Origin of the sequence: Weizmannia sp. FSL K6-3076 (assembly GCF_038007245.1) — a bacterium.
GTDB lineage: Bacteria > Bacillota > Bacilli > Bacillales > Bacillaceae_C > Weizmannia > Weizmannia faecalis.
In genome coordinates this window covers 1,225,968-1,239,958 of the sequence record NZ_JBBOWU010000001.1, presented here as the reverse complement: position 1 = coordinate 1,239,958, position 13,991 = coordinate 1,225,968, and the positions used below count along the sequence as shown (strand labels likewise).

12 protein-coding genes are annotated in these 13,991 nt (G+C 46.0%); 4 read left to right on the top strand and 8 right to left on the bottom strand.

Annotation, left to right across the window (positions count from 1 at the left end; genetic code table 11):
* The first annotated feature begins 81 nt into the window (after window positions 1-81).
* A complete protein-coding gene (locus NSS95_RS05630) occupies window positions 82-1,503 on the top strand; it encodes a DHA2 family efflux MFS transporter permease subunit (RefSeq protein WP_211062347.1) in 1,422 nt (473 codons plus the stop codon).
* 172 nt (window positions 1,504-1,675) lie between these two features.
* On the opposite strand, the gene NSS95_RS05625 is transcribed toward NSS95_RS05630, so the two are convergent.
* From NSS95_RS05625 to rhaB, 7 genes are all read right to left on the bottom strand, one after another.
* The gene (locus NSS95_RS05625) at window positions 1,676-3,016 is read right to left on the bottom strand and encodes an MFS transporter (protein ID WP_046720816.1); all 1,341 of its coding nucleotides are present in this window, start codon (window positions 3,014-3,016) and stop codon (window positions 1,676-1,678) included.
* The gene (locus tag NSS95_RS05620) at window positions 3,013-3,588 is read right to left on the bottom strand and encodes a 5-formyltetrahydrofolate cyclo-ligase (RefSeq protein WP_046720824.1); all 576 of its coding nucleotides are present in this window, start codon (window positions 3,586-3,588) and stop codon (window positions 3,013-3,015) included. The genes NSS95_RS05625 and NSS95_RS05620 overlap by 4 nt, the downstream gene beginning before the upstream one ends.
* Window positions 3,589-3,751: 163 nt before the next feature.
* Window positions 3,752-4,174, bottom strand: coding sequence for a methylglyoxal synthase (mgsA, locus tag NSS95_RS05615; RefSeq protein WP_026684543.1), 423 nt, complete (start codon window positions 4,172-4,174; stop codon window positions 3,752-3,754).
* Between the two features lie 102 nt (window positions 4,175-4,276).
* On the bottom strand, window positions 4,277-4,480 hold the full coding sequence (locus NSS95_RS05610; RefSeq protein WP_014095526.1) for an iron-containing alcohol dehydrogenase: 204 nt from the start codon (window positions 4,478-4,480) through the stop codon (window positions 4,277-4,279).
* Window positions 4,481-4,483: 3 nt separating this feature from the next.
* Window positions 4,484-5,320, bottom strand: a complete 837-nt coding sequence (gene rhaD, locus NSS95_RS05605) for a rhamnulose-1-phosphate aldolase (RefSeq protein WP_019721982.1) — start codon at window positions 5,318-5,320, stop codon at window positions 4,484-4,486.
* Between the two features lie 18 nt (window positions 5,321-5,338).
* Window positions 5,339-6,604 (bottom strand): L-rhamnose isomerase, encoded by a 1,266-nt coding sequence (gene rhaA / locus NSS95_RS05600; RefSeq protein ID WP_014095528.1) that lies wholly within the window; start codon window positions 6,602-6,604, stop codon window positions 5,339-5,341.
* A 16-nt stretch (window positions 6,605-6,620) separates the two neighbouring features.
* Window positions 6,621-8,078 carry a rhamnulokinase gene (gene rhaB / locus NSS95_RS05595; protein ID WP_041818188.1) on the bottom strand — a complete coding sequence of 486 codons (1,458 nt, stop codon included), beginning with the start codon at window positions 8,076-8,078 and terminating at the stop codon, window positions 6,621-6,623.
* Window positions 8,079-8,290: 212 nt separating this feature from the next.
* Between rhaB and NSS95_RS05590 the strand changes: the two genes are divergently transcribed.
* Window positions 8,291-9,151, top strand: coding sequence for a helix-turn-helix domain-containing protein (locus NSS95_RS05590; RefSeq protein WP_019721979.1), 861 nt, complete (start codon window positions 8,291-8,293; stop codon window positions 9,149-9,151).
* Window positions 9,152-9,335: 184 nt separating this feature from the next.
* On the opposite strand, the gene NSS95_RS05585 is transcribed toward NSS95_RS05590, so the two are convergent.
* Complete coding sequence (locus NSS95_RS05585; RefSeq protein ID WP_326244452.1) at window positions 9,336-10,445, bottom strand: transposase; 1,110 nt, start codon at window positions 10,443-10,445, stop codon at window positions 9,336-9,338.
* A gap of 88 nt (window positions 10,446-10,533) precedes the next feature.
* Between NSS95_RS05585 and NSS95_RS05580 the strand changes: the two genes are divergently transcribed.
* Together NSS95_RS05580 and NSS95_RS05575 are read left to right on the top strand one after the other, a co-directional pair.
* On the top strand, window positions 10,534-11,439 hold the full coding sequence (locus NSS95_RS05580; protein ID WP_110133923.1) for a nuclease-related domain-containing protein: 906 nt from the start codon (window positions 10,534-10,536) through the stop codon (window positions 11,437-11,439).
* Window positions 11,440-12,341: 902 nt separating this feature from the next.
* Window positions 12,342-13,517, top strand: a complete 1,176-nt coding sequence (locus NSS95_RS05575; RefSeq protein WP_017551449.1) for an IS256 family transposase — start codon at window positions 12,342-12,344, stop codon at window positions 13,515-13,517.
* Window positions 13,518-13,991 lie beyond the last annotated feature (474 nt).

Below are 13,991 nucleotides of genomic sequence, written 5' to 3'. Positions count from 1 at the left end.
CTCAAAATTATACTGACCGGTCTATTTAAAAATAAAGGGGAGATTTTACCATTGCAAAGTGATTATAAAAAATTTCCGATTATGCTTGGGCTTTTAATTGGCGGCTTTATCGGCATGTTCAGCGAAACAGCCTTAAATATTGCATTAACTTCATTGATGAAAGATCTGCACATTACCGCTTCCACCGTCCAATGGCTTACAACCGGATATTTGCTTGTTGTCGGCGTGCTGGTGCCGGTATCCGGGTTAATGATCAGATGGTTTACAACAAGGCAGCTGCTGCTAAGTGCATTAAGCGCATTTATTATTGGCACGCTCATTTCAGCCGTGTCCCACACCTTCCCCTTTTTACTCATCGGCAGGCTCGTTCAGGGAATCGCAACCGGCATTCTCATCCCGCTCATTTTTAATACGGTCATGACGATTTTTCCGCCGCATAAAAGAGGCGCGGCACTCGGCGTTGTCGGGCTTGTCATTATGTTTGCGCCGGCAATTGGCCCAACTGCTGCTGGGTTCATTTTGGGCAAACTCACATGGCAGTGGATTTTCTGGGTCATGCTGCCGTTTTTGGTTGCTGCCCTGATCATTTCCGCCATCTTTTGTAAAAATGTAAATGAAGTCACCCGGCCAAAAATCGATGTGCTCTCTATCGTGCTGTCCACGATCGGTTTCGGCGGAATTGTTTTCGGCTTCAGTTCAGCGGGGGATTCAGGCTGGGGAAATGCAAAAGTCATTGTAGCCCTTGCAATCGGTATTGCGGCTCTCGTGATTTTTTCCATCCGGCAATTACGAATGGAAAAACCGATGCTGAATGTGCGTGTCTTCCAGCATAAAATGTTCACCATTGGCACGCTCATGATTATGATTGACTTCAGTATTATCATGTCATCCATGCTTTTGTTGCCGATGTACTGGCAGAGCGGAAAACTGGTAGCTGTCGCGCTTACCGGCATCCTTCTTTTGCCAGGGGGCATTGTAAACGGGATTGTGTCAGCTATCTCGGGCAAGCTTTATGATATACACGGCGCAAAATGGCTTGTCAGAATCGGGTTTTTGATTTGCATCGTAGCTGGTGCAATGTTTATCTGTGTTCAAACAACATCTTCTTTTCTTTTTGTGATTGCAGCGAATCTTTTGCTCATGATCGGCGCGCCGCTTGTTATGTCCCCGGCGCAAACGAACGGGCTGAACGCATTGCCGAGAGAAATGTCCCCTGACGGCAGCGCAATCATGAATACCGCCCAGCAAGTGAGTGGCGCCATTGCCACTGCCTTGTCTGCCACATTGTTGGCTGCAGGTGAACACGCTTATACAGGAGCCGGCGGACAACATGCCGCAGCAGCATTAACAAACGGCGTCCAGTACGGTTTTATGTTCACGCTCATCCTGGCAGTCATCGGATTTGCCCTTTCCTTTACCGTTCGAACCGTTGGGGTATTTGAAAAACCGCAGGACCAGCAAAGGAAAATGCAATTAAAAAAAGAAACAGACTCCCCCGACTGAGGAGCAAAAAACCCGTTTTAGCCTGATAAGCTAAAACGGGTTTTTTTAAGGTTTGTCAGCACTCCGCCTCAATATGATAAAATCATGGATCTGCGAAAGAACCGGCTTCTGGCCTGCATTTTATAAAATTTTGCCAGCACTGTCAGAGTCCTTGCCAAGCCCGGGATAAGCCTTATTGATTTGCTGCTGTTTTTCCGCTTTCACTCGCATCATTATGAATCAGAAAAGAAGTTAAAAGGGCCAAAATGCTGCCGCAAAAGCCGAACAGGAATAAATGGTGAATGCCCTGCATGTAGGTGGACCCGCTTGTCAGAAAGGCGCCCATTACGGTCACCCCGATCGCAGTTCCCATGTTCCGGCAAAACATAAAAAACGAAGTGGCGATCCCTTTTTCGTGGGCGCTCACCATTTGCTGGGAACCGATAATCCCGACCGTCGAAAGCAACCCGAACGCAGCGCCATGGACAATCATAACGAGAAAAACGTACCAAAACCCGTGGCCCGGATTTAAAAAGATCCAACATACACCCGAAACAAGCAAAAGTCCGTTCCCGATTAATAACAGCCTCCGGTAGCCATACCGCAATATCCATTTTCCGGCAGGGACTGCAGCGGCCATCCAGCCGATCGACGACCCAAGCAGCGCAACCCCGCTCATGAGCAGTGACAGCCCTGTTACTTTCTGCAAAAACAGCGGCACATAGCTGGAAGCACCGAACAACGCCACTGTCCCAATAAAGGAGTTGACATTCATCCGGGCAAATGTCTTATTTTTAAACATCGAAAGCGGCACAATCGGGGAATCCTGCCTTTTTTCATAAAAATAAAAAAGGAGAAGAAAGATGATTCCGGTTGCTGCAAACAACAAGTAGTTGCGGTGTACGACCGTGACCAAAAGCAGGAGTGTGATCGCAACGGCAAATAATGCAGCGCCTATGTAATCGACACGCGCTTTTTTCGGCGCATAATGCTCGTTATAAGGCAAAAGTGTTAAAAATGAGATGAGGCAGACAGGCAGGTTTACAAAGAAAATCCATCTCCACGATAAATACGTTACAAAAAACGAGCCTAAAAGCGGCGCCAGGACAGCGGATAATCCCCACATACCGGTAAACAATGCCTGGATTTTCCCGCGGTTTTCAACAGCAAACAGGTCTCCTGCGATAATGGCCGGAAACGGGACCATAAAACCTGCCCCAATGCCCTGAATAGCCCGAAAGACGATCAGTTCAATCATCCCGGAGGACATGCCGCATAAAAGCGATCCGGCGAAAAAAAGCACGATCCCGAACCCGAACACTTTCTTCCTTCCGAACAAGTCGGATAACCGGCCCGCAACCGGTGATAAAATGGTGCTGGTGATCATATAGGAAGCAAATGCCCATGCGTACAAGTCAAAGCGGCCGAGTTCTTTTGCAATGACGGGCATCGTGGTATTCATAATCGTTGCGTCAATCGATGACACAAGCATTGCCAAGACAATGCTAATCATGACAAACGTTCTACTCTTCATGAAACCCCTCCATTCACTTTCAACATTCCGGATTCTGTCACGATTTGCCGCACCGGAATATCATAAGATTCGCTAGGGACATGCGCCTTCAATTGGCACGAATGAATCAAAGACACGGTCTGATTGGGAAAACCGGCAAGAAATCGGTCATAATAACCGCCGCCAAAACCGATGCGAAAGCCTTTTTTGTCAAAAACAAGGCCTGGAACAATGAGCAGATCGATGGCCTGCTTTTCAATTTTTACTGTTTCTTCCGGTTCCGGCTCAAGCAGGTTAAAAAAGCTTTTTTTCAATTGTGTGAAATCATCCAGCTGGTAAAAGACGAGCGCTTTTTCTTTTGGCACGCATTTTGGCACACAAATCGTTTTTCCCTGCGCCCACCCGGTTTCAATGATCCGCCGCGTATCCCATTCGAAATGTTGGGAGACCGTCACGCCAACCGTTCCGGATATTTTCCATATATCGGATGAAAACAAAATTTGTTGCAGTTTTTCTTCGATGGCCTGCTTTTCGTTAAGATCCAACCGCTTTAACCAGCCGATCATTTCTCTTCGCATTTCCGCCTTGTCCATTTTTTCCACCCCAGAAAGCAAAAATTTGCGCTTTTCCATCTTACCATGTTTGGGCTGAAGTGAAAACGAAAATGCCCCCGGGGTATGAAACCAGGGGGGCTGCAAAATGTCTGTGCTAATCGTTTTTTCCGGTAAACCGAAGTATGAAATATGGTGGAAATTCTTATTCCCCCCTGTTCTTCTTCTCCTTCTCATGCACGAGGTTGCGCCAGTTTAAATCGCCGCGCATTAAGCCCTGGACAAGCAGTTCGGCCGTACCCATGTTGGTGGCAAGTGGAATCGAATAGACATCGCAAAGGCGGAGTAAAGCGGTAATGTCCGGTTCGTGCGGCTGGGCCGTGAGTGGATCACGGAAAAAGAAAACGAGATCCATTTCATTTTTGGCAATCATTGCGCCGATTTCCTGGTCGCCGCCGAGCGGGCCGGAATTGAAGCGGGTAATGTTCAAATTTGTTTTTTCCATAATCCTCTTGCCGGTTGTGCCGGTCGAGTACAATTCATGGTCGGCGAATACCGGCTCATAGGCAACCGCAAAGTTTACAATTTCCTCTTTCTTTTTATCATGGGCAATAAAAGCAATTTTCAACTTGGAAACTCCCTTCTCCAAAAAATAACGTTACTACTATAATACGATAATATGATGAAAAAAACGAATGACCCATTTCCCAGGGTCATCCGTTTTTCAGCCTTAAGCTTTCACAACCGGATCATGCAGCATGGATTTGTACAAGCCTTCGATTTCTTCGACACTTGTATCACGCGGGTTGCCACCCGTGCACACATCGGCATACGCATCTTTTGCGAGGTTCGGGATATCTTCTTCTTTGACACCGAGTTTATCAAGCGATTGCGGAATGTCAACATTTTTAAGAGGTCGCATGCGCCATTCCATCCTTTATTCTCCCAAAAATCCTTCCCGCGGCACGACCCCAAACGCATCGGCCAAGTCTTTCAGCTGCCGGTCGGTAATCGTTTGTTTGATGCCGCCCTGCGCCTGGACATAGGTGTAAACCTGTGCCGCTTTTTCTGCTGTTTCAATCAGGCCGAATGTCTCATCCATCGTGCGGCCGGCACCGTAAATGCCGTGATGCGGCCAAATGACGAGGCGATAGTCTTTCATTTTCGCTGCCGTCGCTTCACCGATTTCATTTGTGCCCGGCACGATCCACGGAATGATGCCGACACCTTCCGGAAATACGACGAGGCATTCCGTGCACATTTGCCAAAGCGTGCGCGTAAAAGCTTTTTCATCAAGCGGATGGGTAAAGGTCATTGCGAGCAAATGGGTCGCATGGTTGTGCATGACAATCCGGTTTTCCGGGTCAACCTCAAGCCTTGCGATATGGCTCATAAAATGGGACGGCAGCTCGCTTGTCGGCATTCCGCCCCCTTCAAGCCCCCAAAGCAGTTCAACATTTTGCCCGTCCTGTGCGACACGGATCAAACCGAGGTTTTCAGCAGGGTTGTCGGCCACATTTTTAAAATATTTCCCGGAACCGGTGACAATAAAATATTTGCCGGCAAGCGCCCTTGCGTCGAATTTGACCGGGATGGCCCGGATAACGGCGTTCACATCGAGATACGGCGCCACTTCTTCTTCTTTGAGAAGATAGCTGATATTCCCGCCGTTCCGTTCGTCCCAGCCAAGCCGGTACAAATTGGCGGTTGTTTTCATCATTTCCTGTGTAAAAGGTGCTTCAATGATATTCAATTTCGTCTTTATGTTTGCCATGTGCTTCCCCTTCCTTGTTTACGCCCTTACAAGCAACGTATCTTTTTCATACTTTTGGACTTCTTCCAGCCAGCCAAGCCCGGCCGGCACCCCGTTTGCTTCGCAGAAATAGTGCCAAACATCGCCGTACGGGAAGTCTTTCAGTTCTTCTGTATAGACGAGGCGGGTAGTAAAATCGCCTTCCAGTTCTTTTTGTTTTAAGAAATCTGTCGGTTCAAGCAGCGCTTTCAGCAAAGCTTTTTGTGTGTTGCGGGCGCCCACTACCCAGGCTGCAACCCGGTTAATGGTGGCATCAAAGAAATCAAGGCCGATATTTGTTTTCTCAAGCAAGTCGTTGCGGACAAGTTCCCTGCCGATTGCCGCCAGTTCATCATCCATGATGACGACATGGTCACTGTCCCAGCGCACTGGGCGGCTGACATGGAGCATAAGCCCTTTGCTGAAGAGAGAAAGGGCGCTTAGTTTATTGGAAATCACTTCTGTCGGATGGAAGTGGCCGGCGTCAAGGCAGACCAGTTTGTTTCTTGAAATACCATAGCCCATATAAAACTCATGGGAACCGACTGTATAGGCTTCTGCGCCGAGGCCGAACAATTTGCTTTCCACCGCATCTTCCGTATAAGCCGGATTGAGCGGTTCCGCAAAAATTTCATCGAGCGCTTCCATTAAACGCCGGCGCGGTCCGAGCGTATCTATCGGATTGTCTTTATAACCGTCCGGAATCCAGAAATTGTTGATGCTCGTTTGCCCTGTTTCTTTTCCAAAATACTCGGCAATTTTCCGCGTCCTTTTCCCATGTTCCACCCAGAAATCCCGCACGGCTTTGTCAGGGGAGGCGAGCGTAAAACCGTCTTTATACATCGGATGCGAGAAAAATGTCGGGTTAAAATCAAGGCCGAGCCCCTGTTCTTTTGCCCAGTCCACCCACGAAGCAAAGTGTTTTGGTTCAATTGTGTCAAGGTCAATTTTTTCATCCGTGTCCGCATAAATGGCATGCAGATTCAATTTATGCTTGCCCGGTATCAGAGAGAATGCTTTTTCCAGGTCTTTGCGCAGCTCGGAAGGCGTGTGTGCCGCCCCTGGGTAGTTACCGGTTGCCATAATGCCGCCGGTCAGGTCGCCATCCGGATTTAAAAAGCCGCGGACATCGTCACCCTGCCAGCAGTGCAGCGAGATTTTCATCTTTTGCAATTTTTCAAGCGCCGAATCTGTATCCACACCGATTTCGGCGTACCGCTGTTTTGCGGTTTCATAATTTCGGATGATCTCTTCTTTTTTTGCCATTCTTTTCCGCTCCCTTTCATTTTGCCGTTTCAAGCAAGGTCTTTTTGTAACGGTCGATTACCACTTTCCAATTGTCCTGCTGCGGCTTGTAAGATTTGATTGCAAACGACTGCCGGACAATTTTTCTTCCTTCACGGATGTCCCGAATGTCCCCTTTGGCGATCATTTGCACAAGGAGATTGCCGATAGCGGTTGCTTCTTGGGGGCCGGCTGACACTTTGACATTTGCGAGATTTGCCGTCAGCTGGTTCAAAAGGCTTACATTGCTGCCGCCTCCGACAATGTACAGTTGGTCAATGGGCCGCCCCGTGATCGCGGCGAGTTTTTCCAGCTCGACTGCGTAACAGAGCGCCAGACTGCTGTAAATGCAGTTTGTCAATTCCCCGATCGATTCCGGAACCGCCTGGCCGGTTTCCCTGCAGTAATCTTGAATTTCTTTCACCATGTTTTCCGGATTGTTAAAGCGCGGGTCGTTGACATGAACAAATTGCGCAAACGGTTTGCATTTTCCGGCCTGTTCCGCCATTTCGGCATAGGTATAACGGTAGTCGTAATGCCGGGCAATTTCCTGGATAATCCACATGCCCATAATGTTTTTCAAAAATCGGTAAGTGCCATATGCGCCCCACTCGTTTGTGTAATTTTCCCTGAATGCTTCCTCGCTTGTGACAGGCACATTCAATTCCATGCCAAGCAACGACCATGTCCCGCTACTTAAGAATGCCCAGGAATCGCCTTCTGCCGGCGTACCGAGGACTGCGGAGGCGGTATCATGGGTTGCAACCGTGACAACCTGGCATGCCGGAAGATCGTATTTTTGGTACCATTCTGGTTTGATTTCGCCCAAAATCGTGCCGGCATCGGCCAGTTTGGCAAATTTATCGGCACTGACATGGACATGGCTGAGCAAGTCTTTATCGAATAATTTGTCACGCAAGTTCAGCATTTGTGTTGTGGAAGAATTTGTCACTTCAGAAACGGCCTTTCCCGTCAGCACATATCCGATGTAATCCGGGATGAGCAGAATTTTATCCGCTTTTTCCAAAAGATTTTTATCTTCGGCATACAGTTGGTACAGCGTGTTCAATTCAAGAAACTGGATGCCGGTCTTTTTATAGATGAATTCCTTTGAATATTTGGACGTCAGCGCTTCTATCGCGCCAACCGTCCGTGGATCGCGGTAGCTGACCGGATCCTGGAGCCGGTCGCCGTTTTTGTCAACGAGCACATAATCGACCGCCCACGTATCAATGCCGAGCATACACGCTTCAATGCCCATCTTTTTGGCTTTTTCCAGGCCTGTAAAAATTTCTTCAATCAGCCGTCCGATATCCCAACGGTCATGGCCGTCCCGTTTGGTAAAACCGTTTTTGAAGCGGTGAATTTCTTTGATTTCGATTTTTTGATGCCGGCATGTGCCTGCAATCAGCCGTCCGCTTGAAGCCCCAATGTCAACAGCGATGTAATTCCGGATCATTTTCTCACTCCTTTCCAGCTTCAAAATTGCATTATCTTTACATCATCTGCTTCTTCTATGAAGCATTGCATCTATTAAAATTTAACGTTTACATTCCTATCGTAAACGTTATCAAAAAAGATTTCATGAAACATTATTGGCAAACCATTGTACGATCTTGGCAAGGTCGTGAAGGATATGGCATAATCAATTTGAAGAGAGGTAGCAAAATGGAACAATACTGGGAAAAAGCCGACTATTCCTGGACAGATGACTCCATCCGCTGTTTTAACACGCCGTCGCAGCGGGCGCGCCAGCTGTTTTACTATGTGCAGGAAATCGGCCATTTTAAAGCGATGAAACCGTATTTTACAGAAAGGCAGCATTTGAAATCGTACTTGTTAAAATATACGTTTGGCGGCAGGGGAAAATTGATTTATGAAGGGCGCGAATATACGCTTGAAAAAGGGGATGTTTTTTTCATCGACTGCATGAATTACCAGCATTACAGCACGATAAGCGATGAACCGTGGGAGATGGATTGGATCCATTTTTACGGGCCGAATGCGGATGCTTTTTACGGGGAATTTATGAAAAACGGCAGCAATGTTTTTCATGCAAAAAACGGACGCATTTCCCAAATCATTGATGAGATCATGGCGCTTGTCGAAACGCGGAATGCAAAGGCGGAATTCCGGATTTCGCTGTTGATCCATGAAATGCTGAATGAAGTGCTGATCCAGAAATACGATCTTGCATTTGAGGAAGAAAACATTCCCGGTTACATTATAGAAGCAAAAAAATTTTTGGAGGACCATTTTAAAGAAAAAATTACCCTGCAGGATTTGGAACGGGTGTGCCGCCTGAACAAATACCAGCTCAGCAAGGAATTCACGCACTACATCGGCATCCCCCCGATTGAGTACTTAATCCATTTTCGGATCAACACCGCGAAAAGACTGCTCCGCTACTCCAATAAAAGCGTAAAAGAAATTGCCCTTGACGTCGGCATTGAGGACCCTCCCTATTTCAACCGACTGTTCAAGCGGAAAACAGAGATGACCCCGCTTGCGTACAGGCGGAACGGGTGACGAATCCATGCTGTTTGTGTTACCGGAACGTAGAGAGGAAAAAGGCTTTACTGTTAGGGTTACCGGCACACAAGCGAGGGCGGGATTAGACTTCGGTTGCTGTTTGGGCTGTACGCTGCGGGTGGACGAAAATTCTGTATGCAAATTGATCGATTTGTCCCAATGTAAAAACTTAAGTTCAATATTATTCTTCTGCCTCTACTTCTTTAATCACCATCTTTGGCAGATCCCTGATAGTCTCACGTATTCGTTTCATTCGGGCTTTTCCCTGACCGGCAAAGCGGAGCAGGTTGTAAGCGTATATGCCAAAATGCAGGGCAAGCTCATTCGTTTTTTGATTCCGGGAAGGCAGCTGTTTAAAACCAAGATCAGACATAAATTCCCGTCTCAGCGATTTACAGACTTTCCGGTGTTCGTCGTAAAGCCTTGGCACAGCTTCCGGCGGAATATCGAGCGTTGTCATGTACACATCCGCTTCATACTCTGGAATCAAAAGGATTTGCCCGTTTTTATCAATGGTTGTTTCAATGAGTTTAAAAACATAATAGGCTGGTTTTTTTGCCCCGGCTGTCGTGTTGGTTTCCGCAACAGATCCAAAGTAAACGTTTTTTCCTTCCCGTTCGGATGAGCATGTGCCGTGTTTCCGTGCAGTTTCTACCCAAGTGCTAGCATCTGTCTGAAGTTTCATCACAAAATCGATGTTAAGGTCCAGCAGTTTTGCCGCAATTTCGGATCCTTCTTTTGCCTCGAGCCGCCAAAGGAAAGCACCTTCCGCCAATTGTTCAGCAGCACGGACCGACACGCTCGTTTCTTGTCCAAAGGAAAGGCAGTACCCTTCCTTTCCAATAAAAGCAAACGGCATTGCAACATCCACCGGTATAAAACTTTTGCCTTGTATGGTCACCGGGTTGATAGGTGCACCAGCCTTGCGAAGCAGGTGAAGAGACTCTTCAAGGATGATCTGTTTCCATTCTTCTGATAAAGCTGCCTCGTCCAGACGGTGCTCCAAGACAGCCGGCGAGGGAACCCTTTCCAATTTTAAAAAAGTACGGAAATCATAGTCGCTCCGTAACGGTTCAATTTCAGCAAACTTATTTTTTCCAAGGCAAAGCAGCCCGATATAGGCCTTCGCGATGTCCCCGTTTGAATAGCCGGGATTCCTTTTAATGGTTTCTGACTTGGCGCTATTCAGCCTTGATGCGAGATGAGTCTGGCTGATAAGGAACTCTACTATGCCCATTCCGAATTTATCCAATATCATTTCATTCGTTTGCTCAATCCGTAAATTTTTCATCTGCTCACCTGCGAAAATTGATATTTATATTATACAAAAAGTAGCTTATAATGGGTGTGAAGTCTGAATTTTAGAAAGGATGTGAACGATGCTTTTCAAGGAAAGAAAAACTTCACTTGAATGTGCTCTTTTAAAGTCGCTGAACAACCGGATGAAACTCCATGAAAAAGACATCCAGTATCTCCGGAATTTGGAAAAAGGGGACGAAGGCGAGCGGTATTTTGACTCTTTAACAGCAGCACTTACATGTGATTGTTTTGTACTGAATGATTTGCGGCTTTCCTGCAACAATGCTACGTTCCAGATTGATGCCCTCATGATTACCGGCGAAACCATTTACCTGTTTGAAGTGAAAAATTATGAAGGCGATTTTTATTACGAGCGGGACAGAATTTTTACAAAAAATAAGTCTGAAATCAACAATCCGCTGCTTCAGGTCAAACGTTGCGAATCGCTTTTCCGGCAGTTGATTCTCTCGCTCGGTTTCAATATGCCGGTCTCGGCTTCCGTTGTTTTTGTAAACCCCGAATTTACCCTGTACCAGGCACCCCTGAGTGCGCCATTTATTTTCCCGAATCAGTTAAAACGGTATATGAAAGATTTGAATGCAATTTCTGCAAAGCTGAGCGGAAAGCATAGAAGGCTGGCAGAAAAGCTATCTTCGCTGCATATAGAAGAATCGCCTTTTCTTCATTTGCCGAAATATGAGTATGATCAATTGCGGAAAGGCATTGTGTGCGACGCTTGTGGTTCTTTTTCCTGTGCGGTAAAAGGGCATGCAATGATTTGTGAGGATTGTGGACATGCTGAATCTGTTGAGGCCGCGGTCCTCCGCAGTGTCAGAGAATTTCGGATGTTGTTTCCAGAGCGGAAGATTACAACAAATGATATTTTTGACTGGTGCAGGATTGTGGAATCGAAAAAAAGGGTGAGCAGGATACTGGCAAAAAATTTTAATAAGTTCAGAGGTGGAAGGTGGTCTTACTATGAGTAATTGATGATCACAAACTTATGAATTACAAATTCTACCGGGGAAAAGCATTTGGTATTTTGACACTTCAAAAAGACCAAATATGCTCAGTTCCCCGGTTATTTTTGTCCTTTTGAACACTCCAAAAAGACATTTTGTTCCGGTCAATGGCTCCTTTTGTCCTTTTGGATGCTCCAAAAGAACAATTTGCTCCGGTCCACGGCTCCTTTTGTCCTTTTGACTGCTTCAAAAGGACATTTTGTTTCAGTTCACGGCTCCTTTTGTCCTTTTGACTGCTTCAAAAGGACATTCCGAGACCAGATGCAACGTGTTTTGTCCTTTTGACAGGTTCAAAAAGACATTTTGGACCCCGATGCAACGCGTTTTGTCCTTTTGACTGCTTCAAAAGGACATTTCGGGACCGGATGCAACGTGTTTTGTCCTTTTGGCAGCTTCAAAAGGACATTCCGAGCCCAGATACAGCTTGTTTTGTCCTTTTTACAGCTTCAAAAAGACATTTCGGGCCCAGATACAGCTTGTTTTGTCCTTTTGACAGCTTCAAAAGGACATTCCGAGCCCAGATGCAACGTGTTTTGTCCTTTTGGCAGGTTCAAAAAGACATTTTGGACCCCGATGCAACGCGTTTTGTCCTTTTGACTGCTTCAAAAGGACATTTCGGGACCGGATGCAACGTGTTTTGTCCTTTTGGCAGCTCTTCAAAAGGACATTCCGAGCCCAGATGCAACGTGTTTTGTCCTTTTGGCAGCTTCAAAAAGACATTTCGGGCCCAGATACAGCTTGTTTTGTCCTTTTGACTGCTTCAAAAAGATTAAGTCCGTATAATTGTGTAAAAAGAAGGAGTCATTTTATCAACTCTTGGCAACACTGTTTTCAACGACGATAAACTAATGAAAAGAGGAGATAAAATGACTCACTTACAGTTTAACTTAAATTTGGATGTTTTAAAAGAAGCCATCATGACTTCCGATCTTGACGCGGTAATTAAATCAGCGGTTGTCCTCGTGTTAAACGAGTTTATGGAAAAGGAAAGGGATGACTATTTAAAAACGAGCCCTTATGAACGCGCTGTTGAACGCCGGGATTACCGGAACGGTTACTATGAACGCGAGCTGTTGATGAGCATCGGCAATGTTACATTAAAAGTTCCCCGGACACGTAATGGCGAATTCTCAACTACCTTATTTGAAAAGTATGCCAGATGTGACCAAGCTTTCGTCCTTTCTATGTTGGAGATGGTCATCAATGGCGTCTCTACCCGTAAGGTCACAAATGTCGTAGAACAGCTTTGCGGTAAGAATGTATCCAAGTCGTTTGTCTCTTCCCTTACGCAAAAACTGGATCCCATTGTGAATGCTTGGGCCGAGAGACCGTTGAATACAACCTACTACCCTTATGTGTTTGTGGACGCCATGTATATAAAAGTACGGGAGCACCATAAGGTCATATCAAAGGCTGTTTATATTGCGACTGCCATTACAGAGAAGAATACACGTGAAATACTGGGTTTAAGCGTTGACCATGCAGAAAGTTTGGAGAGTTGGAGTTCATTTTTTAAACAACTTAAATCACGTGGACTCCAATCACCAAAACTCGTTATTTCCGATGCTCACATGGGCCTTCAGAAAGCAATACAACGGGAATTCATTGGCACTGCTTGGCAAAGGTGCAATGTTCATTTTAAACGCAATATCATTGAAAAACTGCCCAAAAAAGATACTGCAGAAATCCGGGTGATGATTAAGCGCGTGTTTGAGGCCGTTACGATTGAGGACATACGCAAGTTTAAAGATGAATTAATAAACAAATTTGGTACAGAAGCAAGATTTGAAAAAGCCCTGGCCATTTTAGATGAAGGTTTTGAAGATACTATCCAATACATGAACTTTCCTGAGAATATCCGTATGCACATACGGAGTACTAATTCCCTCGAGCGGCTTAACCAAGAGGTTCGTAGAAGGGAAAGGGTCATTCGCATTTTTCCTAATACCCAATCTGCTTTTCGTTTGGTTGGTGCCGTTTTAATGCAGTATCAAGATACAGAATACTCGAAGAGGAAGTCACTTATGGGAAAGAATAGTTAGCAGCATTTTCAGCTTAACTTCCATCATGGATGATTTCATCTCCGGGAAGGGATGTCAAATTGAAAGGCATTTGACATCCCTTCCCGGAGATGAAGAAAAAAATCCATGGAAGTTAAGCCGAAAAAATGAAAGGGTGGTTGAAAACATTTGCCCATAAATTTACACAATAACCTGGACTTGACTTTCAAAAAGACATTTCGAGCCAGAATGCAACGTGTTTTGTCCTTTTGACTGCTTCAAAAAGACACTTTGGACCCCGATGCAACGCGTTTTGTCCTTTTGACTGCTTCAAAAGGACATTCCGAGACCAGATGCAACGTGTTTTGTCCTTTTGGCAGCTTCAAAAAGACATTTCGAGCCCGGATGCAGCGTGTTTTGTCCTTTTGACAGCTTGAAAAAAACATTTCAGGCCTAGGTGCGGCTCCTTTTTGTCTTGAATACTCCAAAAAAAACAATTTGCTATGGTCCCGCGAT

Coding starts and splice junctions, on each gene's coding strand:
- NSS95_RS05630 (WP_211062347.1), top strand. CDS start 82: ATGCTTGGGCTTTTAATTGGCGGCTTTATCGGCATGTTCAGCGAAACA.
- NSS95_RS05625 (WP_046720816.1), bottom strand. CDS start 3,016: ATGAAGAGTAGAACGTTTGTCATGATTAGCATTGTCTTGGCAATGCTT.
- NSS95_RS05620 (WP_046720824.1), bottom strand. CDS start 3,588: ATGGACAAGGCGGAAATGCGAAGAGAAATGATCGGCTGGTTAAAGCGG.
- NSS95_RS05610 (WP_014095526.1), bottom strand. CDS start 4,480: ATGGAATGGCGCATGCGACCTCTTAAAAATGTTGACATTCCGCAATCG.
- rhaD (WP_019721982.1), bottom strand. CDS start 5,320: ATGGCAAACATAAAGACGAAATTGAATATCATTGAAGCACCTTTTACA.
- rhaA (WP_014095528.1), bottom strand. CDS start 6,604: ATGGCAAAAAAAGAAGAGATCATCCGAAATTATGAAACCGCAAAACAG.
- NSS95_RS05590 (WP_019721979.1), top strand. CDS start 8,291: ATGGAACAATACTGGGAAAAAGCCGACTATTCCTGGACAGATGACTCC.
- NSS95_RS05585 (WP_326244452.1), bottom strand. CDS start 10,445: ATGAAAAATTTACGGATTGAGCAAACGAATGAAATGATATTGGATAAA.
- NSS95_RS05580 (WP_110133923.1), top strand. CDS start 10,534: ATGCTTTTCAAGGAAAGAAAAACTTCACTTGAATGTGCTCTTTTAAAG.
- NSS95_RS05575 (WP_017551449.1), top strand. CDS start 12,342: ATGACTCACTTACAGTTTAACTTAAATTTGGATGTTTTAAAAGAAGCC.